19 protein-coding genes and 1 tRNA gene are annotated in these 20,721 nt (G+C 42.5%); 3 read left to right on the top strand and 17 right to left on the bottom strand.

All coding sequences use genetic code 11. The features are described from left to right. Window positions 1-54: 54 nt before the first annotated feature. The 9 genes from LPH68_RS03205 to LPH68_RS03165 form a co-directional block, all read right to left on the bottom strand. On the bottom strand, window positions 55-525 hold the full coding sequence (locus LPH68_RS03205) for a biopolymer transporter ExbD (protein ID WP_004315772.1): 471 nt from the start codon (window positions 523-525) through the stop codon (window positions 55-57). A 3-nt stretch (window positions 526-528) separates the two neighbouring features. After that, complete coding sequence (locus LPH68_RS03200; protein ID WP_004315773.1) at window positions 529-1,122, bottom strand: biopolymer transporter ExbD; 594 nt, start codon at window positions 1,120-1,122, stop codon at window positions 529-531. 36 nt (window positions 1,123-1,158) lie between these two features. After that, entirely contained in the window at window positions 1,159-1,644 is a 486-nt protein-coding gene (locus LPH68_RS03195; protein ID WP_008019454.1) for a hypothetical protein, read from the bottom strand. A gap of 6 nt (window positions 1,645-1,650) precedes the next feature. Beyond that, the gene (locus LPH68_RS03190; RefSeq protein WP_004315775.1) at window positions 1,651-2,451 is read right to left on the bottom strand and encodes a MotA/TolQ/ExbB proton channel family protein; all 801 of its coding nucleotides are present in this window, start codon (window positions 2,449-2,451) and stop codon (window positions 1,651-1,653) included. A 74-nt stretch (window positions 2,452-2,525) separates the two neighbouring features. Then, window positions 2,526-2,613 (bottom strand) — tRNA-Ser (locus tag LPH68_RS03185). A gap of 120 nt (window positions 2,614-2,733) precedes the next feature. Continuing rightward, window positions 2,734-3,510 carry a TatD family hydrolase gene (locus LPH68_RS03180; protein ID WP_004315776.1) on the bottom strand — a complete coding sequence of 259 codons (777 nt, stop codon included), beginning with the start codon at window positions 3,508-3,510 and terminating at the stop codon, window positions 2,734-2,736. After that, window positions 3,504-4,220, bottom strand: coding sequence for a hypothetical protein (locus LPH68_RS03175; protein ID WP_008641167.1), 717 nt, complete (start codon window positions 4,218-4,220; stop codon window positions 3,504-3,506). The genes LPH68_RS03180 and LPH68_RS03175 overlap by 7 nt, the downstream gene beginning before the upstream one ends. 15 nt (window positions 4,221-4,235) lie before the next feature. After that, entirely contained in the window at window positions 4,236-5,210 is a 975-nt protein-coding gene (locus LPH68_RS03170; RefSeq protein WP_008641165.1) for a polyprenyl synthetase family protein, read from the bottom strand. A 69-nt stretch (window positions 5,211-5,279) separates the two neighbouring features. Then, complete coding sequence (locus tag LPH68_RS03165; RefSeq protein WP_004306792.1) at window positions 5,280-5,963, bottom strand: energy transducer TonB; 684 nt, start codon at window positions 5,961-5,963, stop codon at window positions 5,280-5,282. 69 nt (window positions 5,964-6,032) lie between these two features. On the opposite strand from LPH68_RS03165, the gene cmk reads away from it, so the two are divergent. From cmk to pfkA, 3 genes are all read left to right on the top strand, one after another. Continuing rightward, the gene (gene cmk, locus LPH68_RS03160) at window positions 6,033-6,866 is read left to right on the top strand and encodes a (d)CMP kinase (RefSeq protein WP_004315779.1); all 834 of its coding nucleotides are present in this window, start codon (window positions 6,033-6,035) and stop codon (window positions 6,864-6,866) included. 8 nt (window positions 6,867-6,874) lie between these two features. Beyond that, window positions 6,875-7,744, top strand: a complete 870-nt coding sequence (locus LPH68_RS03155) for a 4-hydroxy-3-methylbut-2-enyl diphosphate reductase (protein ID WP_004315780.1) — start codon at window positions 6,875-6,877, stop codon at window positions 7,742-7,744. Between the two features lie 200 nt (window positions 7,745-7,944). Beyond that, on the top strand, window positions 7,945-8,925 hold the full coding sequence (gene pfkA / locus LPH68_RS03150) for a 6-phosphofructokinase (protein ID WP_004297914.1): 981 nt from the start codon (window positions 7,945-7,947) through the stop codon (window positions 8,923-8,925). A 736-nt stretch (window positions 8,926-9,661) separates the two neighbouring features. Here the strand turns inward: pfkA and LPH68_RS03145 are convergent. The 8 genes from LPH68_RS03145 to icd all read right to left on the bottom strand — a co-directional run bounded on the left by LPH68_RS03145 (window position 9,662) and on the right by icd (window position 20,720). Beyond that, window positions 9,662-10,957, bottom strand: coding sequence for a PepSY domain-containing protein (locus tag LPH68_RS03145; RefSeq protein WP_151923568.1), 1,296 nt, complete (start codon window positions 10,955-10,957; stop codon window positions 9,662-9,664). Between the two features lie 89 nt (window positions 10,958-11,046). Then, window positions 11,047-12,435 (bottom strand): DUF4374 domain-containing protein, encoded by a 1,389-nt coding sequence (locus tag LPH68_RS03140; RefSeq protein WP_008641161.1) that lies wholly within the window; start codon window positions 12,433-12,435, stop codon window positions 11,047-11,049. A 40-nt stretch (window positions 12,436-12,475) separates the two neighbouring features. After that, entirely contained in the window at window positions 12,476-14,890 is a 2,415-nt protein-coding gene (locus tag LPH68_RS03135; protein ID WP_008641160.1) for a TonB-dependent receptor, read from the bottom strand. A 191-nt stretch (window positions 14,891-15,081) separates the two neighbouring features. Beyond that, window positions 15,082-15,933, bottom strand: a complete 852-nt coding sequence (locus LPH68_RS03130; RefSeq protein ID WP_008641149.1) for an SDR family oxidoreductase — start codon at window positions 15,931-15,933, stop codon at window positions 15,082-15,084. Then, the gene (locus LPH68_RS03125; RefSeq protein WP_117809994.1) at window positions 15,930-17,153 is read right to left on the bottom strand and encodes an NADH:flavin oxidoreductase; all 1,224 of its coding nucleotides are present in this window, start codon (window positions 17,151-17,153) and stop codon (window positions 15,930-15,932) included. Before LPH68_RS03125 ends, LPH68_RS03130 begins: the two co-directional genes overlap by 4 nt. Before the next feature lie 51 nt (window positions 17,154-17,204). After that, on the bottom strand, window positions 17,205-17,966 hold the full coding sequence (locus tag LPH68_RS03120; RefSeq protein ID WP_008641148.1) for a DUF1295 domain-containing protein: 762 nt from the start codon (window positions 17,964-17,966) through the stop codon (window positions 17,205-17,207). Window positions 17,967-18,159: 193 nt separating this feature from the next. Beyond that, window positions 18,160-19,503, bottom strand: a complete 1,344-nt coding sequence (locus LPH68_RS03115) for a citrate/2-methylcitrate synthase (protein ID WP_004299485.1) — start codon at window positions 19,501-19,503, stop codon at window positions 18,160-18,162. Between the two features lie 20 nt (window positions 19,504-19,523). Continuing rightward, window positions 19,524-20,720, bottom strand: coding sequence for an NADP-dependent isocitrate dehydrogenase (gene icd, locus LPH68_RS03110; RefSeq protein WP_008650282.1), 1,197 nt, complete (start codon window positions 20,718-20,720; stop codon window positions 19,524-19,526). Between the last annotated feature and the right edge of the window lies 1 nt (window position 20,721).

The raw sequence follows: 20,721 nt of genomic DNA, 5'->3' as shown, positions 1-20,721 counted from the left end.
AGGGTGTCCAAACCGATTTGGACACCCTTCCTTTTTATATATCAAATTAACTAATTACTTTTCACCACGTTTAGTAGCTGAATAGTTAATCTTCAAAGCATAAGATTTTCTAAGAGCATTTTTTACGTCAGTAATAATACCCATCTTTGTCTTTTGGTCTACTTTCAGAGATACAGTCATTTTAGCTGCATCACCTTCATTCATACTTGCACGTTCCTGGAAAATGAAGTCCTGTACTTCACCCACTTCAGCATAGCTGTCGTTGAGCTGAATACGACTTTCAGTACCCATTTTTGCGCGATATTCCTGTGTAGGTTCTCCTACATAGATGAATGTTACCAGCGATTTCTTCTCCAGTTTTTCGAGTTCAGTACCTTGCGGAAGTGTAAACTGTACCTTTAACGTTACCTCACGCATTGTTGTTACAATCATAAAGAAGAACAACAAGGTAAAGATAAGGTCAGGCAACGAAGAAGTATTCAATGCCGGCATTTCACGTTTACCAGTCTTATTAAATTTTCCCATTACTTACTTCTTTTTTTCTCCGTATTTTTTAGGTTCTGCTTCAGAAATTCGTTGCGGATAAATTTCACGAATCGCTTTTTGCTGATCGTCATTCAATTCCGCATATGTAGTTCCAAATTTCTGTTCAGCCAACTCGTCTCTCAATTCATTGTATGCAGCCACCAATTCGTTCTGCACGCTGATATAAGCCTGATAAGAAGATCCACGGTCATTCTGCAAAGAAATTACGTGCTTGTCATTAACCAGATATGTGCCAAAGAATTCTACATTCTTTTGTGTTTTTTCAGGCATATGTTCTGCGTTAGCAACGTTAGCAATAAATTCTTTAGCTTTCTCTCTCAACTGATCAACACCGATATAATCATTACCGCACATCAAAGCATCATCTTTATTCAAGTATACCTGCAATACGTTACGTTCTTTGATTTTATCAGTATTATCCTGATCTTGATCTTCGGGCGGTGGAGGCAAAAGTCTTGCCAAACCACGGTCCGTATCCATTGATGTTGTAATCAAGAAGAAGATCAGCAACAAGAAAGCGATATCCGCCGTAGAACTTGAGTTAATATCAGGAACTTTTCTTTTTCCTCTTGCCATTGTTATTACTTATTTAATTGAGAATTACTCAATTGATTAGGATAATTTCTTCTTTATGCCACTCACGATGATTGCAACAACTGTTACAAACAACAGGATGTAAATAGAATAAAGGAACATATCAGTTATTTTCAGCCAAAAAGGAACGTTGTCTGTACCGCTATAGCCCTGAATCTGCATTGGTGTTCCGTCACCCATAGACCAAGCAACAACTAAAACAACAACTAAAAGAACCAAACCAAGTAAAGATTTGATAGCATTTGCCGGATTATCTTTCAAGGCTGCTCCAAATTGGAATATTGCACCAAGTATAGTAGCTGCAATGGCAATGCCAAACAAAGCATACATCAAATAAAGTAAGGCGTCTGTTTGAGCCGGCTGCCACATCTCGGGATCTACTCCCGCAATCACTGCATCGCCTGTTGCATCTCCTCCCAAGAAGAAAAGGCACAATACGATCAGGATGATGGCAAACATCGCATAAAGTGCATAATACGATGCTCTATATGTTAACTTACTCATCTTCGATTATTTTTTGTATTTCAAGTTATATTTGATTACCATGTCTAACAAAGAGATAGAAGAATCTTCCATTTCGCTAGTCAGAGCTTCAATCTTAGCAAGTACATAGTTGTAGAATACCTGAAGGATCAATGCTACGATCAAACCGAAGATAGTTGTAATCAAGGCAACTTTCATACCACCTGCAACAACCGTCGGAGAGATATCACCTACCTGCTGGATTTTATCAAATGCCTGCACCATACCGATTACAGTACCCAAGAATCCGAGTGACGGAGCCATTGCGATAAACAGTGTGATCCAAGAACATCCTTTTTCAAGGTAACCAGCCTGTACACCACCGTAAGATACAACTGACTTCTCAACTACATCAATACCCTGATCAATTCTCATCAGACCTTGATAGTAAATAGAAGCAACCGGACCTCTGGTGTTACGAGCAATGTCTTTAGCAGCTTCAACATCACCTTTTTCCAAAGCAGCTTCGATAGATGCCATGAATTTTTTTGTGTTGATTTCAGCCAAGCTCAAATAAATGATACGTTCGATACAGAAAGCCAAACCGATCACCAAAGCGATAGCTACCAAACTCATGAAAGATGCAGTACCTTCGATGAATTTAACTTTGATTTCCTTGTGAATACCACCTTCTTCTGCAGCAGGAGCAGCAGCAGTAGTAGCTTCAGCGGCAGGAGCAGCTTGTTGTTCAGTTTGTTCTGCTGCAGGAGCATCTTGAGCCTGAGCAAGTTGAATTGAGCCAAAAGTGAAGGCCCCAATCACAGCAACAATTGCAAATAACTTTTTCATTGTGTGTCTAATTTTTAAGATTAATTAATTGATTATTATTATTGTATTTACTTCTCTTCTCTTTTTCATGTCTGCGGAGAGACGGGGATTCGAACCCCGGATACACTTTTGGCGTATACACGCTTTCCAGGCGTGCCTCTTCAACCACTCGAGCATCTCTCCCTGCATGTTTTCTGCATTTTCAGCTACAAATGTATTCTTTTTTTTCTTTTCTTGAAGCATTCTCCCTCTTTTATCTTGAATAAATACTGCAAATTAATATAATTTAAAACCTTTCGAACCTTATTTGCGGATTCCAAACACTTTTAGCGCATTAACAGAAGTGACCTCTGCTACGTGCTCTGGAGTTATCTGATAAATCTCCGCCACCTTCATAAGTGTGTCTTTTACATTGGCGCTCTCATTTCTCTTCCCCCGGTTCGGTACAGGAGCTAAATAAGGGGAGTCGGTTTCGAGCACAATGCGTTCTAAAGGAACTGTCGTCAGTGTTTCCGGTAAAGTCGATTTCTTAAAAGTAACGACTCCGTTAATGCCTAACATAAATCCTTCGAATTCCAACAATTTCGCCGCTTCTTCCGATGTCCCGGTGAAACTATGAAAAATGCCGGTCAATGGCGTCTTTTTATAGGGCTCCATTACCTTATATATATATTCAAATGCTTCTCTTGAATGAATTACAATCGGAAGGTCATACTCTAGTGCCCACTCTATTTGCTTTTCAAAAGCCAAAATTTGTTCTTTCAGAAAAGTCTTGTCCCAATAAAGGTCGAGGCCTATTTCTCCGATAGCCACAAATTCATTAGAAGTCGACAAGTACTTGTGTACAACTGCTAATTCCTGTTCATAGGATTCATTGACGGAAGTCGGGTGCAGCCCGATCATCGGATAGCAAAAACCCGGATAATCCCTACACACTGACAACATAGCATCAATGGTGGTACTGTCTATATTGGGCATGAAAATATAGGAAACTCCCGCTTTCCGTGCACGTTCCATCACCTGCGGCAGGTCTTCGGTAAATTCTTCAACAAAAAGGTGAGAATGAGTATCTATCAGCATGATATTTCTTTTTCTTCTTTTACTTTCTCGCTGGAGCGATAATAATATATCAGTCCGTAGTCGCGACATTTTTCTAACCTGGTATCATTGGGAGTGATATCCTGATATTTAGCTTCTACCTGGTTCCAGATATCCAGAATCAATTCATCTGCACGCCCACGCATGGATGCCAGTTCATCAAGACTGCGGTTGGTTAATGCCTGATAGTTTTTCTGTCGTTCGTAGCTTTCCAGAAAAATATCATAATGCACTTTTACACGTGCAATAGTCGGATTATAAATAGGTATGCCGCCTTGAGTTGTTCTTTGTTGTTCGCCTTCAATTATTTTCTTCCCCCACTCTACCAGTGCGGCTTCACTCAACAGGTCCGGCACTGTGTTTGAAGCAGGCAGGCCATATAATTCTTTATGCGCCACTTTGATTTCATCCCGAAGTACTGCCAAATTGAGTACCTGGATAAAATGAGAGATATACAACCGGGCGGTCTTCACGTTCATCTGATGCTTACGGCTGGCACGCGACTGGTTGTTGTAACACTGTGTATAATAAATTTGCGCAGCCTCGAACCGATGTAAGAAATTACGTGCCTCAAATAATGTCTTTAATGTAATAGCCAAGTCACGTACGTTATACATCTCCCCCTTTTCGACTGCCGCTTTCAACGCCCGAACTCTTGCTTGATCTGTATTTGGTAATCGTCTGTAAGGCATATCTCTGACACTTAGCTACATTTCACGATACATTAATAATTTCACAAGATTCTTCAATTCTTTTTTCCTGTCTTCTGCAACGGCGACTGCAGCCAGGCTTTCCATAGCAAGGGTGTAATATTCACGCATTTTGTTTTCGCAGACATTACGGATATTCAACTGATTATAGATTTCAGTTACCGCTTTTATTTTTTCTGCTGGTTGAAAAGTTTCTGCATTCAACCAACGATTCAATTCTTCCTGCTGCTTTTCATCTGCGTGCTCCAGTGCTTTGATAAGCATATATGTTTTTTTATTGCAAAGAATGTCTCCGCCTATCTTCTTCCCGAACACTTCCGGGTCTCCATATACATCCAACAAATCATCCTGCAATTGGAACGCGACTCCGATATGCATTCCAAAATTATAAAGATTCTCTGCATCTTCAGCAGTCGCTCCTGCCAAAATTGCACCGATTTTAAGACTAGCAGCAAGCAACACAGCCGTTTTCAAACGAATCATTTCAATGTATTCGTCTTCTGTCACATCACAGCGGGACTCAAATTCCATATCCAGCTGCTGCCCTTCACAGATCTCAAGTGTAGTCAGACTGAATAAATCCATCACTTCTTTCAGATGTTCCTGCGGACATCCCGTCATATAGCGAAATGCCAGAATCAACATAGCATCTCCCGAAAGAACAGCAGTGTTATCGTTCCATACTTTGTGTACAGTAGGTTTGCCTCTGCGCACATCCGAGCGATCCATCAAATCATCATGCAACAAGGTGTGGTTGTGGTAAACTTCAATTGCAGTGGCAGGATCGTATATAGACGCCACATCCTCCCGATACAAGTTATATCCCATCAACATTAATACAGGACGTATCCGCTTCCCACCCAGAGAAAGGATATATTCAATCGGTTCATAAAGTCCTTTCGGCGTCCGGGTAAACTGAATTTCAGAAATATGATGATTTATCTTATCAAGTAATTGAGAAGCTGTAAACATGATGAATAAAAAAATTAATGAATAAAAAGAGGCTGCCGAAAGCAGCCTCCTAATTTATATTATTACAAATTACTGCAATCTAAACATCACAGGAACCGTAAATTTAACACGTACCGGTTTTCCGCGCTGCATACCTGGTTTCCACTTCGGCATGGTATTAATCACACGGAGGGCTTCTTTATCCAGATACGGGTCAACGCTACGTACAACCTTCGCATCTACGATACTACCGTCTCTGTTAACAACGAACTGTACGATAACACGTCCTTGAGTTCCGTTTTCCTGTGCGATAGTCGGATATTTAATATTCTTTGCCAGATACTGCATCAAAGCTGCTTGTCCGCCCGGGAAGTCCGGCATGTTTTCTACAACCTCGAAAATAGTCTGTTCTTCCGGTTCTTCTTCAACAACTTGTACAGGCACATATTTTACTTCTACACGAGCTTGGTTATCTTCATTGATAATAGTTGTTGTTTCCTCAATATCAGCTTTATCATCCACAATCTCCAGCAATTCTGCTACTTTTGGAGCTTCAGGTGGTGGTGGAGCTGCTTGTTCAGGGGTTTCGGTAATAGGAATAATTTCCTCTTCAAACACGACATCAGCTACTGCCTGGCTTGTATCAATCTTCACGTCACGCTGGGTCCATTCGAACGCCACGAACATGAAAGCTAGAACTACCACGTAACCAACGAGCAACCATGTAGACTTCTTGCCTTCCAGGTCTGCTTTGGGTGATTTTTTAACTTCCATAAATTTATTAATATAATGATTAAAAAAAGTGTCCTTTCATGTGTCTCCGGGCAAATATAGTACATTTTCATGTATTCGTTCCCCTCTTTGCCTCTTTTTATCCAGCTTTTTAACTTTTTTAATTCTTTCGTACTTGTCTTGCTCCTTTTAACGGCAAACTTATGGTTGATTTTCAAATTTACCGTATCTTTGGCGGACAAATCAGATGAACTGAATATGAAAAAGATAACAATTGCAATCGATGGTTTTTCCTCTTGCGGAAAAAGCACAATGGCTAAAGATCTGGCCCGTGAAGTGGGCTACATTTACATTGACAGCGGAGCCATGTATCGTGCGGTCACTTTATATAGTATAGAAAACGGAATTTTCGACGGAGACGTTATCGATACGGAGAGGCTGAAAAAAGAAATTAAGGACATTCATATATCGTTCCGGCTGAATAAGGAAACCGGACGTCCCGACACTTATCTCAACGGTGTGAATGTAGAGAATAAAATCCGTTCGATGGAGGTTTCTTCCAAAGTGAGTCCTATCAGTACGCTCGACTTCGTACGTGAAGCAATGGTAGCTCAACAACAAGCAATGGGAAATGAGAAGGGGATTGTCATGGATGGCCGGGACATAGGTACCACTGTTTTCCCGGATGCGGAACTGAAAATATTTGTAACCGCCACTCCCGAAATCCGTGCTCAACGCCGTTATGACGAACTGAAAGCAAAGGGACAGGAAGCCAGCTTCGACGAGATTCTGGAAAATGTGAAACAACGGGATTATATCGATCAAAACCGTGAAGTAAGTCCGTTGCGCAAAGCAGAAGATGCGCTGCTCCTGGATAATACCGACTTATCGATTGAAGAGCAGAAAAAATGGCTTTTCGAACAATTTAATAAGGTAAGTAAATAGTTTGTTTTATGATCAAGGTAGAGATAGACGAAGGTTCCGGCTTCTGCTTTGGTGTGGTGACAGCCATTCATAAGGCAGAAGAAGAGTTGGCAAAGGGAGAAACACTCTATTGCCTCGGAGACATTGTGCACAATAGCCGGGAAGTGGACAGGCTGAAAACGATGGGATTAATCACCATCAATCGGGAAGAATTCAAGCAATTGAAAAATGCAAAAGTATTGCTCCGGGCGCATGGAGAGCCACCGGAAACTTATATAATTGCCCGTGAAAATAATATCGAGATTATTGATGCGACCTGTCCGGTTGTATTACGTTTGCAGAAACGCATCCGGCAAGGCTATCTGGCAGACAGTGACGAAGAAAAGCAAATTGTCATCTACGGCAAGAGCGGACACGCTGAAGTGTTGGGACTGGTAGGGCAGACAGACGGAAAAGCAATTGTGATTGAAAAGGCAGAGGAAGCCAAAAAGCTGGATTTAAATAAAAGTATCCGCCTTTTCTCACAGACAACCAAGTCACTGGACGAATTTCAGGAAATCGTAGAATACTTCAAACAACATATTTCACCGGAGGCGACTTTCGAATATTATGATACGATCTGCCGTCAGGTTGCCAACCGAATGCCTAAGCTCCGGGAGTTTGCGGCTACACACGATTTGATCTTCTTCGTCAGCGGCAAAAAGAGTTCGAACGGAAAGATGCTGTTTGAAGAATGTTTGAAAGTGAACGCTAATTCGCATTTGATAGATAACGAGAAAGAAATCGATCCTTCTCTTCTTCAAAACGTAAAATCGATTGGTGTATGTGGGGCGACTTCTACTCCGAAATGGTTGATGGAGAAGATTTACAATCACATTCGGACGCTTATCAAAGAATAACTGCTTTATTCATAAAAGAATAATAGCAAAGCAACATAAGAAAAAACGGCAAAGTAACACGAATGAATAAAAAGAAAGCAAAAAAGGGCTATTTGAACATTTTTAATATTTTCTTCATACGAAAAAAAACTTCATAACCGCTGCTTTCAACTTTTTATTGTACATTTGCCGCGTCAAACTAATTAATGAGAGATTGTTATATGGGAACAGTTAAGTGTATCGGAATTTTGACCTCCGGAGGTGATGCTCCGGGAATGAACGCTGCTATACGTGCAGTGACACGTGCAGCTATCTACAATGGATTGCAAGTCAAAGGTATATACAGAGGCTATAAAGGTCTGGTCACAGGTGAAATCAAAGAATTTAAGAGTCAGAATGTGAGTAATATCATACAGTTGGGTGGTACTATCCTGAAAACAGCCCGTTGTAAAGAGTTCACGACTCCGGAAGGTCGTCAGTTGGCTTATGATAATATGAAAAAAGAAGGCATTGATGCCTTGGTTATCATTGGTGGAGACGGTTCACTGACAGGTGCACGCATCTTTGCACAGGAATTTGATGTTCCGTGTATCGGACTGCCGGGAACTATTGATAATGACCTTTACGGTACAGACACTACCATCGGATATGACACTGCATTAAATACGATATTGGACGCTGTGGATAAGATTCGCGACACGGCCACTTCACACGAACGTTTGTTCTTTGTAGAAGTGATGGGACGTGATGCCGGTTTCCTTGCACTGAACGGAGCAATCGCTTCGGGAGCGGAAGCTGCTATTATTCCGGAATTCAGTACGGAAGTCGACCAACTGGAAGAGTTTATCAAGAACGGATTCCGTAAATCAAAAAACAGTAGTATTGTATTGGTAGCCGAAAGCGAACTGACCGGAGGAGCCATGCATTATGCCGAACGTGTGAAAAACGAATACCCGCAATACGATGTACGTGTGACGATCTTAGGTCACTTGCAACGTGGTGGTAGCCCGACTGCCCACGACCGTATCCTAGCAAGCCGCCTCGGTGCTGCTGCTATCGACGCTATTATGGAAGATCAACGTAACGTAATGATCGGAATCGAACATGATGAAATCGTTTACGTACCGTTCAGCAAGGCTATTAAGAATGACAAACCAATCAAGAGAGATCTTGTCACTGTATTGAAAGAGCTTTCAATCTAATCTTTCTATTTTTAGGAGTTCAGCTTATATCAGTATATAAGATAAAGAGCGGTGGATGAACGGGAGATTTCCTTATCATTCACCGCTCTTCTTTCATTTATTCAATGCTTCTTTTCACCACAGAGGACACGGAGGTGAATTTGTTTTATGACTTACGGTTGTGACCCTAATTTTAATGCGTAATCCTCCTCTATAAAGTTGAAAAAACATGAAAACATCTGCCACCTGCAACCAAACGCGTGTAATGCACTAGTTGATAAATAGTTGGAGCGTGGCAGATACTGTTGCAGATAGGTTGCAGATCAAAATATCTGCAACACAGTATAAGCCTTGCATAAGCTAATTCTCCAAGAGGGCAAAAGTTTATTATATACATTAACTTCCCGTTTCCAGGCGGGGAACTGTCGTTTCCTGCATTAGAAATTACAGTTTCCACGGTAGGAAACGAGAGTTTCTAAGGCGGGACACTACAGTTTCTACGTAAGGATACTGTCGTTTCCCCGTAGAGACACCACAATTTCTCCATAGGGTCCCCAAATTATCCCATAGCTTTGCATAAAGGAATCAAGGCTTTTTCTTTGATTATATAACGTGTTGCAGATACTTTATCTGCAACCTATCTGCCACAGGTATCTGCAACGTTACAACTATCTATTAACTAGTGTATTACACGCGTTTCGTTGCAGGTGGCAGATGTTTTTATGTTTTTCAACTTTATAGTAGGAAAAAATTTCATTCATTTCAGTACCTTTATGAGTCTTTTTATCCATAAATAATATCCAGTCAGTGGTAGTGCAGCCCCCAATAAGGCAGCAATAAAGGTAAGTATGCGAGTAAACATTCCTCCCCAGTTACCAACATGCACAGAATAAATCCAACCACGAATCTTTCCCGACTTGTCTTGATGTTGATAAAGACTTGTTTCTGTAAATTCACCATTATCCGTATTGAAAGAATAACGGTCAGATGCCCGCTGATTCCCGAAACGGTTGAAAGACACGCTTGCCGTACCAGAAGAAATACTGATTTGCTTATACTCCGGATTCTGACGTCTTAGTTTATCATAAATCTCTTGCCAATAAACGAATGGTGAAGTTACCAAGTAAATATCACTGTGATTGTTTTCCGAACGTCCCTTACTATCAGGCTGCTCTCCTGTATATTCTCCGGTATTGCGATTTTTGGCATGTTCTCTATTGTTTTTCCGACCTTCCGGACGTCCGCTTCTTTCACCCTTTCGAACCTCATTTCCTTCTCTTTTCTTTTCCCGATGGGCTGCCAGTTTGGTATCCCTCTTTTGAGCATCACTTTTCTGTTCATGTCCTTGGGCGGCACGTTGCTGTACTTCCACCCCGAAGACCTTATAGAAAGCTGTCCGATACCACGGAAAAGACCAGGTCAATCCCGTCAGTGCCATAGCCAATAGAAAGATCAGAGCATACATTCCACCTGCCACATGCAAGTCATACCAAAACCTTCTCCAACCTTTTGTTGCTATTATTTTCAGGCTATTCTTCAATGCTTTACGTGTACGCGGCCACCAAATGACAATTCCCGAAATCAGTACAAAAACAAGTAAAAGCGTACTGACACCTACAATCATTTTGCCCCAAAAGATCCCTTCATTTCCCGGATTCATACTATCCAGCAGCCAGCGATGCATTCGGAACATAAACATAAAAAAGCCGCTACGCTCACTTTTTCCTTTTACTTCGCCCGTATACTGGTCTACATACAAAGATGCACGACGTGGTTTGGAAAGACTAACCTGATACGCACGTCCGGGATCAGAAGATATGCTGACACCGGCCACCGATACACTGTCAGGCAATGTCGTCGCCACTTTTTCAAGCAACTTATCCATAGGAAGAGGAGACTCCTTTACCGTTTCCACGTAGTAAAGATCGCGTCGAAACCACTCATTCACCTCATTTTCAAATACCAGCATGGCACCGGAGAAGCAGACAAGAGTTATTATCAGTCCGAAAGGGACGGAAAGCCACAAATGTATCTTTCTGAATATTTTTTTCATGTTTTCAATCCTATTTCTTGAAAAAGCCTGCAAAGCTTTCCGCTCGGCAGGCTTTTATATACAAAAGATTCTCTATTTAACCGACTGTATTATTTTGAAAGATATTCCATCTTACCTACCGTAGTGATAGCGTCAGCTTCTACCGTCAAACCTTTGACTGCCTTGCCTGTTTTTGCGTCTATTTTATAGAAGGCCGGTTTCTCGCCCGTAGTCACAGTGACAGCCATATAAGCATACCCTTTTTCTCCATAAGGCTCGCCACCAAACTTTCCGTCAGCCGGCAGACCTGTAACAGGCATAATCGTCTGATCTTCCGCCTTGAAAACAGCTAATTCGCTGACATCTGCACTTGTACCGCCATTAATCATATCTTCCGCTCCCTTTTTATACAATTGAAGCAGGAAGTAATCTTCAGAGATGTGCCAGCAACGGAAAATAGGATGTTTAGTGCCTATCTCTTCAAAGTTCACATAGTAATCCGGATCGAAATCTGTTGCGCCTGCCTTGATACGCATTGCACCCGAAGGCTTCTGTCCTGTTACCTTCTTCAAATCTGAAGATGAAACTGCCGTACGTCCATATCCGGGAGAGAACACATAGACGTCACCATTATCAGCAGCCCAAATGGTCTGATAATATTGTGAACGCATACGACCGCATGCATAGCCTATTTTATCAGTCTTGGCAATCACCGGAGTCTCATTAAAGTTCGTGCCACTATAAATTGCCACGTAAGCATTATCCGGGTATTGTGTAGAAGGAATAACACCGGCTGTATATGCACCGCTAGCACTACCACCGTCAGTCTTAGTCACAAGTTCCTGATCTGTCACAGCTTCCGGCCATTTTTTAATACCGTACTTACTCATTCCCATCGGGATGACAGATGTATAAATCTTATTGTTAGCTTCAACCAGACCTGCCCATGAAACTTTTTCACCATTACCCAAGTAATTTTCGGCAAGCAAGGTACCCTCTTCCTGGCTGCCGTCGGTTGCATCCAGATAGTTGAACAACAATGCTTGAGCCACATTCTGATCCTCATCCGTTATTTTCGAGTCCCCGGTGGAAACAGTCACCACTTTATCCCCCCAGGTTCCATAAGACGTGATACGGTTATAAGTGTATGTGTACTTTTCTTTCATTTTACCATCTGCACCCAGATAATAGGAAGCTCCTGTACCTGCGCCACCTTTATTATAAACTAAAGCAAACACATAATCCAGTCCTTTATATACCCAATAGGTACCGCCAATCACCTCGGTTCCATTCCCTTGAGTCGACACTGTTCCTTCATCCAAAGAATTGGCTACTACCAAATAACTTGCTTCACCAGTTGTGGCAGCCACCACATAAGCTGTTTCTCCATCAATCGGCGGATTATCCACCGGATTATTATCATCGTCGCAAGATGCCACAAACACACCGCTACTCAAACAAAAAGCTACGGCAAAAGCCTGTAATAAAAACTTCTTCATATATTCTTTATTATTGATTGATACTAAAAACTTACTCTTATTATTTACCGAAAAACACTCTGAACTTTCCATAGAATGCGCGCCCCGCTTTTTGCAGGCTAAAATTGTCAAACAGTTGGGCATCGGTGAAATTCCTACATTCAAATGATACATTATAACGTCCATTCTTCATGGTGTAGGACAAAGACAGATTATGAGAAAACTGTTCCGGCACCATATTCTTTGAATCTTTATCTCCGAGATTTTCCCAGTAAAGAGGAAAATCGTGCTGCCAGTAGCTATCATAGCCGATGCTCAACACATTTCCTTTGACAAACAGGTCATTCCAATAAAAATTTGCATTGATATTAGCATAACGATAGGGCAGATTCGGCATACGCACTTTATAGTGCATGCTTTCCTGCAAAGAAGAACCCGCCAGAAACTTTTCGTAATCACGAGTATCGATGCTATTGAATGTTCCTCCTATATCAAACCAATGCGAGAAGCTATAAAGCAATGACAAATTATACCCTTTGGTCCTTACGTGACCGTGGTTCTCATAATATCCGTAGCTTGTTCCTCCCAATACGTCCAGTCCTCTTTTTATATAATCTTTCGTATCCCGATATATCAAACCGGCCTCGGCATACAATCCATGCTTACCAAACTGATGATTATAGCTGAAACTCAAATTGACATTATCACTTTTCTCCGGTTTCAGATTCATTTTACCAGCTTCAAGGTCTTCATCTCCAAAGAGTTCGTCCGTGGTCGGCAGGCGGAAAGCCTTTTCGTACGAAAGTTTCACCTGAAGATCTTTCCATATAAAATAGGTACCTGCCGCTCCATATCCAAGAGCGCTTGCCGTATTGGACAGATTGATATAATTGCCTATTCCATCCGTATTCTGCGATACCGGTCCCTTGTTGTATTGCCGATAATATTTGGCAAATGCCGACACATTCCATCTGTCCGACGGCATCAGACGGTAAGAAAGCCCGCTGACGTTTTTACGAGTGATTTTAGGAATAGAAAAGTCCGTGAATTTGGAAGAAGCACCGATGGTAGAACGGCTCGTACGTTCAAAATCACTGATTACATGACTGAAAGTAAACGTATGCGCCTGTCCGATATGATAATTCATCTTCAGCGTCCCATTCCAGTTTCTATTTTTAGATTCACTGTTCTGGTAAGACTGTTCTCCCCGGCTACCTTTTTCATAAAAATCTCCACGCCAGTTGTAAGCCCGCGAAGCGGTATCGACATTATTGGTGATATTATGATTGTAATTGGCAGTCAACAGCAGATCCAGGTTTTTCACCAATAAGTTCTTTTTGTAATATTCTAAAGAAGGGACCAACGAATGTCCTTTGCGGAATTTTTCACCGAACACGACATCTTGATAAACGCCTGTTTGTATCTCTTTATAGAAATGAGAATAATTGAAACTCAACGCCAAACGATCTGCCCATTTCTTTCCTACCAGGCCGATTTTTCCAATCACGGCTTCATTATGATACTGGTCATTAAAACGTTTCAGATGATAAATCTTATTTTTGTCAAGTGGCGGAAAACGTACGCTTCCATCTTCTTTAATCTCAAATTCGCGTACATAAGTGTCTACATAATAATCATTATCCGAGAAATTCTGAAAAGCATTGACCTCATACATAAAACCATTCTTGAACGTTTGTCCGAAGCGCACGTATGATTTATGAGTATTAAATGACCCGTAAGAATAGGAAGCGTCCATAAACCACTTTCCGGGTTGCTTGTTGGTGACAATATTAACCACTCCCCCAATAGCATCGGTTCCGAATCCTACAGGAACTACTCCTTTATAGACTTCTATACGGTCGGCAAAATTAATAGGAACATTGTTCAAATCGAATGCGGCACCGGCTCCCTCCTGTGGTATGCCGTCAATGAAGATTTTCACATGTTTCCCGCTAAAGCCATCGATATACAATTGCATATCCGACCCCACTCCACCTGATTCGCGGAGTTTTACACCGGGCACTTTAGTCAGTGCACCTGCCAAAGTCTGCGTACTATTATGCAATTTCTTCGCATCAATGGCTACCGCATTAAAAGCAGACTGATTCACACGACCGACTCCGGATGTCGTGACCAGCACCTCTCCCAGTTCTTTTACCGCCGGCGCGATAGTGACGTTTACTTTTATTCTTTCTCCCTTGGCTAATTTAACTTTCTTTTCTACCGTTTGATAACCGATAGCCGAAACGACAAGTGTATATTCACCGGCTGTAGTTTTCAAATGATATATACCTTTTTCATCTGTATAGCATCCTTGGTTGGTTCCTTTCAGATAAACTGTCGCAAAATCCACCACTTCTTTCTCCGTGGACATTACTCTACCCGAAATTAAACTATTACGGTGACGCCCATGTTGTGAATATACGGATACGGAAAACAAGAATGCCAGAAAAACCAAAAAATATTTATTGCTCATCTCCTTTTTACCTTTTTACTTTATACCTTTTCATTGCTCTAAAAGCGATGCAAAGGTAAGCAGAAAGAGGGATGCCAAACAATCCCTATCTATTGGTAAAAATAAGACAACAAAAATGAGATATATAGATATGTACAATACCTATATATAAGTAAATACTGGATAATTTAAATAAAAAAAGAAAAGAAAACCTACTTCAGCCAACTCGCCAACGCACGTTCCGTTACCTCCCACAACTGCTCTTTTTGCACATGATTCGTGTATTTATCAGACAAGTTTTTCCGGTGGTTATTGACATACAGTTGTCCTGTCACACCGGCTTCCTTTTCGTCCAACAGTAAACCGATTGCCGTAGAAGCCCCTTTCTTGGGTTTACGGATAAAAGGACGGAAAAAAATATCCGTCAACGGATCGAACCACTTGTGCATAGTGATGATATCAGTAGAAACAATTCCCGGATCGGCAGCATTGACGGTAATCCCCTTCTCTCGAAGTTGCTCGGAAAGTTCGAAAGTAAACAATAATAAAGCCAACTTCGTGTTACTGTAAACAGGAATCCTCCAAAACGTTCCCGTTTTCCCTCTATGAAAGAAATCTGGGAAGTCGAGCTTGCCGATTGCGTATGTACAGGAAACCATATTTACGATACGCGCTCCACGCACCATCAGCGGAATTAATTTCCGGGTAAGCAGATAAGGTCCCATGTAGTTCACACTTACTGTTCGTTCGAATCCTTCGGAAGTAGTATGAAAACCTGTCTCCATCGTTCCGGCATTATTCATTAACAAAGAGATGGGAAGATTCCTTTCTAAGATCTGACTGGCAAAAGCAACTACGGATTGCATAGAAGATAAATCGATAGCTATTACTTCCAAATCCGGGTTTCCAGTTTCCTTGCTCAAACGTTCACGAACAACCTCCGCTTTCTTCGGATGATAACAAGCCATTATGATTCGATAACCGGCTTTGGCTACGGCACGTGTTATTTCTGTTCCCATTCCTCCGTCCGCACCGGTGATGATTGCCCATTTCATTTCACTCATTTTTTCTCCAGTTTATCAATCTCCTTTTGTAAAGAGGAAGGTAATTGTTCTTTCAAATGTTGATGACAAGCCATTTCTATCGTATACATACGTCCTATGCAATAATTACTGTGTCCACAGTTGCAGCGTGCTTGTTGCTCCTGTTTCATCCGGTTCACGAATCCCGGTTCGTTCAGTAACGCTCTCGCCATCTGCACGGCATCAAAACCGAAATCGAGCACTTCATCTATTTTCTGACGGGAAACAAGACCACCGACATAAATCAACGGCGCATCCGGAAGAGCCGCACGGAATTTCAGTGCATCTTCAAGGAAATAGGCCTCTTTGAAGGGTACAGAGGGTATCATCCATTTGCCAAACATACGGACTCCGTATTTCAGCCACCAACAATTCATATAGTAAGACATCGAACGAATCGGCATGGCACCTCTCATTACATACATCGGCGCTTTGCTGACAAAACCACCACTCAACACCAATCCATGAGCGCCAAGTTCCAACAGACGTTTGGCCACTTGTATGGATTCGTCTATCTCCATTCCTCCTTTGAAGCCGTCGCGCATATTCATTTTTACAAAAACTGCCATATCATTGCCCGCCGCTTTCATCACTTCTTCCATCACCATATCCATAAAACGCATCCGGTTTTCGAGCGAACCGCCATATTCATCTTTCCGATGATTGGTGTAGGGAGACAGGAATTGACTAATCAAATAGCCGTGCCCCGCATGTACTTCAACGGCGTCAAACCCGGCTTTCCTCGCCAGATTGACTGCATTTCCATACGCTTTCGCCATTTCCGGAAGCTCCTCTTTTTCCATTCCACGCACAAACGTAGGAGAATAGAGGTTGAAGCCTGAAGATGCGGATATAGGAGTGACACCACATATATTTTTATGGGACATATTTCCACAATGCCCGATTTGTATACCTACTGCGGCACCTTCATCGTGCACGGCTTTTGTCAGTTCGTGTAAACGGGGAATAATAGACGGACGCAACCACAACTGACGGTCGAAAGAAAGTCCGCTTTGTGTCACGGCAGCATAAGCCACTGTTGTCATACCCACTCCCCCCGCAGCTACCGACCGATGGTAATCCAGCAACATCTGCGTGGGAGTATTCTCCGGACACATGCTCTCAAAAGCTGCCGAACGAATCGTTCGATTCCGCAGCGTCAAAGGGCCAAAGGTGACCGGGCTAAAAAGTTTAGATTCCATAGTAGTTGATATTTTATTTAAGTCATACGTAAGTCATGATGAAAAACGCTCCTAATAAAGGAAAGGGAACACTCGTTTCCGTTCTCCCACTGCGTCTCCGAATTCTTCGCGGTAACGGCACCAAATGGCGTTGGCACGGGGAACAAGGTTAGCAATCGTCCACCAAAGGAAGACCAGACCGGAAAGTGAACAAGTGAGTATCGCCCAACCTGCCCATTCTACTATCTCACCGAAATAGTTGGCGGAAGTGACATAACGGTACATTCCTTTTTGAGGCAGATAATGCCGGGTGTCTCCCGGTTTGCGCAAATGACGGATGATATAATCCGACTGCCAGTTCAACAGCATACCTGCGAAAAAGAGCAGTGTGCCGATAATAAACCACGGTGAAGTGAGCCAGCCGGATTGATACATCGTTTCGGGAGCAAGATAGAAAATCCATTTCCCTTGCATATAGCCATTCAGCAAATTAAAAAGAACTCCCATCGACATGATTGCCAGTGGCATCTTACTTTTCCCTTTCAATAGTAAAGGGAAGATGAAAGCACGCTGAAAATAGTGAATTTGAAAGAAGAGGAAGAAAGTGAAAATCACCGGCTCGAACCGACGTTCGGAATAGATCCACATCACGCACATCACCACGAAAACCGGAGCTTCCATCAATATCCAGGCTAGTTTATTGGAGATAGCTACGCCCCACGATGCTGTGCGGAAAATACCATATCCGGCTTTCACAAAGTAAAGGGCGATAAAAACAAACAAAGCAATTAGGCTCATCACCCCCAGAAACAGATTAAAAGTATCTATACTCATACCGATCTATTTTATAACACGCAAAAATAACAAAAATGAGATAAATGACGATACAAAAAATAGAAAGAATCTGAAGTACATTCTTTTACGAACATAAAAAAGGAGAAAATGTAAAATTTCCCGGATGTGCTTCTGAAATGATCGGGCACACATCCGGGATTACTTATCTATTCAATAAAAGGATTTGTTCTTATCAGCGTTTCTTAATTGGGATATAAGCCAAATCATCAAGTACATTTTTATAAGCCGGGCGGATAATCCGTTTACCGTCGAAGGTCAATTCTTCATTGCGGTGTGCACACCAGCCTACGATACGTGCCATGGCAAACAATGGGGTGAAGATTTCCTGCGGCAAACCGATCATTTCATACACGAAGCCCGAATAGAAGTCGATATTGCTGGACACTGTCTTTCCGTTGTTTTTAACCCGTCCGAAAGTAGCTATGGCACGTTCTTCCAACAGTTCGAGGAAAGCAAATTCGCTTTCTCTGCCTTTTTCACGGGCAAGGTCGCGAGCCAGTTCTTTCAATAGAAGAGCACGAGGGTCGGAGATGGTATAAACGGCATGTCCGATACCATAGATCAATCCGGTTTTGTTATACACTTCTTTGTTCAACATTCGGGTGTAATAAGTGTCTATCTCATCTACACTTGTCCAGTCTTTGATATTTTCCTTCAGGTGCTGGAACATGTCGGCAACCTGAATATTGGCACCTCCGTGAAGCGGGCCTTTCAGCGAACCGATACCAGCAGCGATGGCCGAATAAGTATCTGTTCCGGTAGAAGAAGTTACGCGAACGGTGAAAGTGGAGTTATTACCACCACCGTGCTCTGCCTGAAGAATCAATAACAAATCGAGGGTGCGTGCATCCAGTTCGGTATAGTCTTTTTTCAGCATATACAGGAAATTTTCGGCAATAGATAGCTTTTCCTGCGGATGGCGGATATGCAGAGAACGTCCGAAAGTAGCATGACGAAGCATATTATAAGCATAAGCGATGATAGTAGGGAACTTTGAAATCAGTTCAATACTCTGACGCATCAGGTTATCCCGGGAGGTATCATCCGCATTTGCGTCAAAACGATACATTTCCAATACACTGCGTGAAAGAATATTCATGATGTTGTTTCCTTCCAACTCGATGATGTTCATTTTCGTTTTCTGTTCCAACGGCATATTGTCGTTAATCAACTCACGGAAAGAAAGCAATTCTTCTTTATCCGGCAGACGTCCGGAAAGCAATAGGTAAGCCACTTCTTCGAAGCCAAAGCGTTTCTCTTTGATTATAGCGTGAGAAATATCTTCTACATCATAACCGCGATAGAACAGTTTTCCCGGTATGGGTTTCAACCCACCACCCGGAACACGTTCATATCCTACTACATTACCGATTCTGGTTAAACCTACCAATACACCTGTGCCGTCTTCATTACGCAATCCGCGCTTCACATCAAACTTGGAGAACAATTCTGTATCAATCCGGGTAGCTTCCTTCATTTCCTCGGAAAGCTTGTAAATCAAGTACTCTTTTTTCATCTTTCTTCGTTTTTTATTCGTTACTTTTGTTTTTCAATTCTTTCCACGATCTCACGAGTGAAAGCGGAAGTAGAGAGGGAGGTTCCATTCGGCATAAAACGGGCTAAATCGTGTGTAGCGCGAGCGTCCAAGAAGCTTTGTTCCAAGGCTTTCTCTATCAGAGCAGCCGCTTCTTTCCAGTCAAAATATTCGAGCATCATTACTGCCGAAAGGATAATAGAACAAGGGTTCACCACATCTTTTCCCGCAATATTGGGGGCTGTTCCGTGAGTCGCTTCAAAGATGGCATGACCTGTCTGGTAGTTGATATTTGCTCCCGGAGCGATACCGATACCGCCTACCATGGCCGCCAGTTGGTCGGATACGTAGTCTCCGTTGAGGTTTAAGGTGGCTATTACGGAATATTCTTCGGGAATCAGGAGTGTATTTTGCAAGAAAGCATCCGCAATGCAATCTTTTATCACCAGTCTGCCATCTGCCAAGGCATCGCCAAATTCACGTTGCGCCAGTTCGTAGCCCCATTTTTTGAAACCACCTTCGGTAAACTTCATAATATTCCCTTTATGCACCAACGTTACGGAAGGCAAATGATGGTCGAGCGCATACTGGCAGGCAGCACGTACAAGACGCTCCGTGCCCTCACGTGATACAGGTTTCACACCGAAAGAAGAGGTTTCCGGGAAACGGACTTTTGTCACGCCCATTTCGTCTTTCAGGAATTGATAGAACTTTTCAGCTTCCGGAGTTCCGGCTTCCCATTCGATACCTGCATAAATATCTTCCGTATTTTCACGGAACACACACATGTTCACTTTCTCCGGTGATTTGACAGGCGACTGTACTCCCTGATACCAACGAACCGGACGAAGACAGACGTATAAATCAAGTGTCTGACGCAGTGCTACGTTCAACGAACGGATTCCACCTCCGACAGGAGTTGTCAACGGACCTTTGATTCCTACCAGGTATTCCTGAAAGGTTTCCATTGTTTCATCCGGCAACCAGGAACCAGTCGCGTTGAAGGCACGTTCTCCCGCCAACACTTCTTTCCATTCGATCCGACGTTTGCCGCCGTATGCTTTCCGGATAGCTGCGTCCACTACGGCTTGCATGGCAGGAGTCACTTCGGCTCCTACTCCATCGCCGGTAATATAAGGTACGGTAGGCACATCGGGTACCAACAGCGTACCATCTGTTTGCATGGTTATTTTGCTCATT

This window comes from Bacteroides sp. 1_1_30, assembly GCF_020982715.1.
GTDB classification, from domain to species: Bacteria; Bacteroidota; Bacteroidia; order Bacteroidales; family Bacteroidaceae; genus Bacteroides; species Bacteroides xylanisolvens.
This window is presented reverse-complemented; position numbering and strand designations above follow the sequence as displayed.

Excerpts from the sequence above, each read along its gene's own strand:
- LPH68_RS03145 (WP_151923568.1), bottom strand. The coding sequence starts at position 10,957 with ATGAAAAAAATATTCAGAAAGATACATTTGTGGCTTTCCGTCCCTTTC.
- LPH68_RS03130 (WP_008641149.1), bottom strand. The coding sequence starts at position 15,933 with ATGAGTGAAATGAAATGGGCAATCATCACCGGTGCGGACGGAGGAATG.
- LPH68_RS03175 (WP_008641167.1), bottom strand. The coding sequence starts at position 4,220 with ATGCCTTACAGACGATTACCAAATACAGATCAAGCAAGAGTTCGGGCG.
- LPH68_RS03115 (WP_004299485.1), bottom strand. The coding sequence starts at position 19,503 with ATGAAAAAAGAGTACTTGATTTACAAGCTTTCCGAGGAAATGAAGGAA.
- cmk (WP_004315779.1), top strand. The coding sequence starts at position 6,033 with ATGTATTCGTTCCCCTCTTTGCCTCTTTTTATCCAGCTTTTTAACTTT.
- LPH68_RS03195 (WP_008019454.1), bottom strand. The coding sequence starts at position 1,644 with ATGAGTAAGTTAACATATAGAGCATCGTATTATGCACTTTATGCGATG.
- LPH68_RS03125 (WP_117809994.1), bottom strand. The coding sequence starts at position 17,153 with ATGGAATCTAAACTTTTTAGCCCGGTCACCTTTGGCCCTTTGACGCTG.
- LPH68_RS03170 (WP_008641165.1), bottom strand. The coding sequence starts at position 5,210 with ATGTTTACAGCTTCTCAATTACTTGATAAGATAAATCATCATATTTCT.
- LPH68_RS03165 (WP_004306792.1), bottom strand. The coding sequence starts at position 5,963 with ATGGAAGTTAAAAAATCACCCAAAGCAGACCTGGAAGGCAAGAAGTCT.
- LPH68_RS03205 (WP_004315772.1), bottom strand. The coding sequence starts at position 525 with ATGGGAAAATTTAATAAGACTGGTAAACGTGAAATGCCGGCATTGAAT.
- LPH68_RS03200 (WP_004315773.1), bottom strand. The coding sequence starts at position 1,122 with ATGGCAAGAGGAAAAAGAAAAGTTCCTGATATTAACTCAAGTTCTACG.
- icd (WP_008650282.1), bottom strand. The coding sequence starts at position 20,720 with ATGAGCAAAATAACCATGCAAACAGATGGTACGCTGTTGGTACCCGAT.
- pfkA (WP_004297914.1), top strand. The coding sequence starts at position 7,945 with ATGGGAACAGTTAAGTGTATCGGAATTTTGACCTCCGGAGGTGATGCT.
- LPH68_RS03120 (WP_008641148.1), bottom strand. The coding sequence starts at position 17,966 with ATGAGTATAGATACTTTTAATCTGTTTCTGGGGGTGATGAGCCTAATT.
- LPH68_RS03180 (WP_004315776.1), bottom strand. The coding sequence starts at position 3,510 with ATGCTGATAGATACTCATTCTCACCTTTTTGTTGAAGAATTTACCGAA.
- LPH68_RS03135 (WP_008641160.1), bottom strand. The coding sequence starts at position 14,890 with ATGAGCAATAAATATTTTTTGGTTTTTCTGGCATTCTTGTTTTCCGTA.
- LPH68_RS03140 (WP_008641161.1), bottom strand. The coding sequence starts at position 12,435 with ATGAAGAAGTTTTTATTACAGGCTTTTGCCGTAGCTTTTTGTTTGAGT.
- LPH68_RS03155 (WP_004315780.1), top strand. The coding sequence starts at position 6,875 with ATGATCAAGGTAGAGATAGACGAAGGTTCCGGCTTCTGCTTTGGTGTG.
- LPH68_RS03190 (WP_004315775.1), bottom strand. The coding sequence starts at position 2,451 with ATGAAAAAGTTATTTGCAATTGTTGCTGTGATTGGGGCCTTCACTTTT.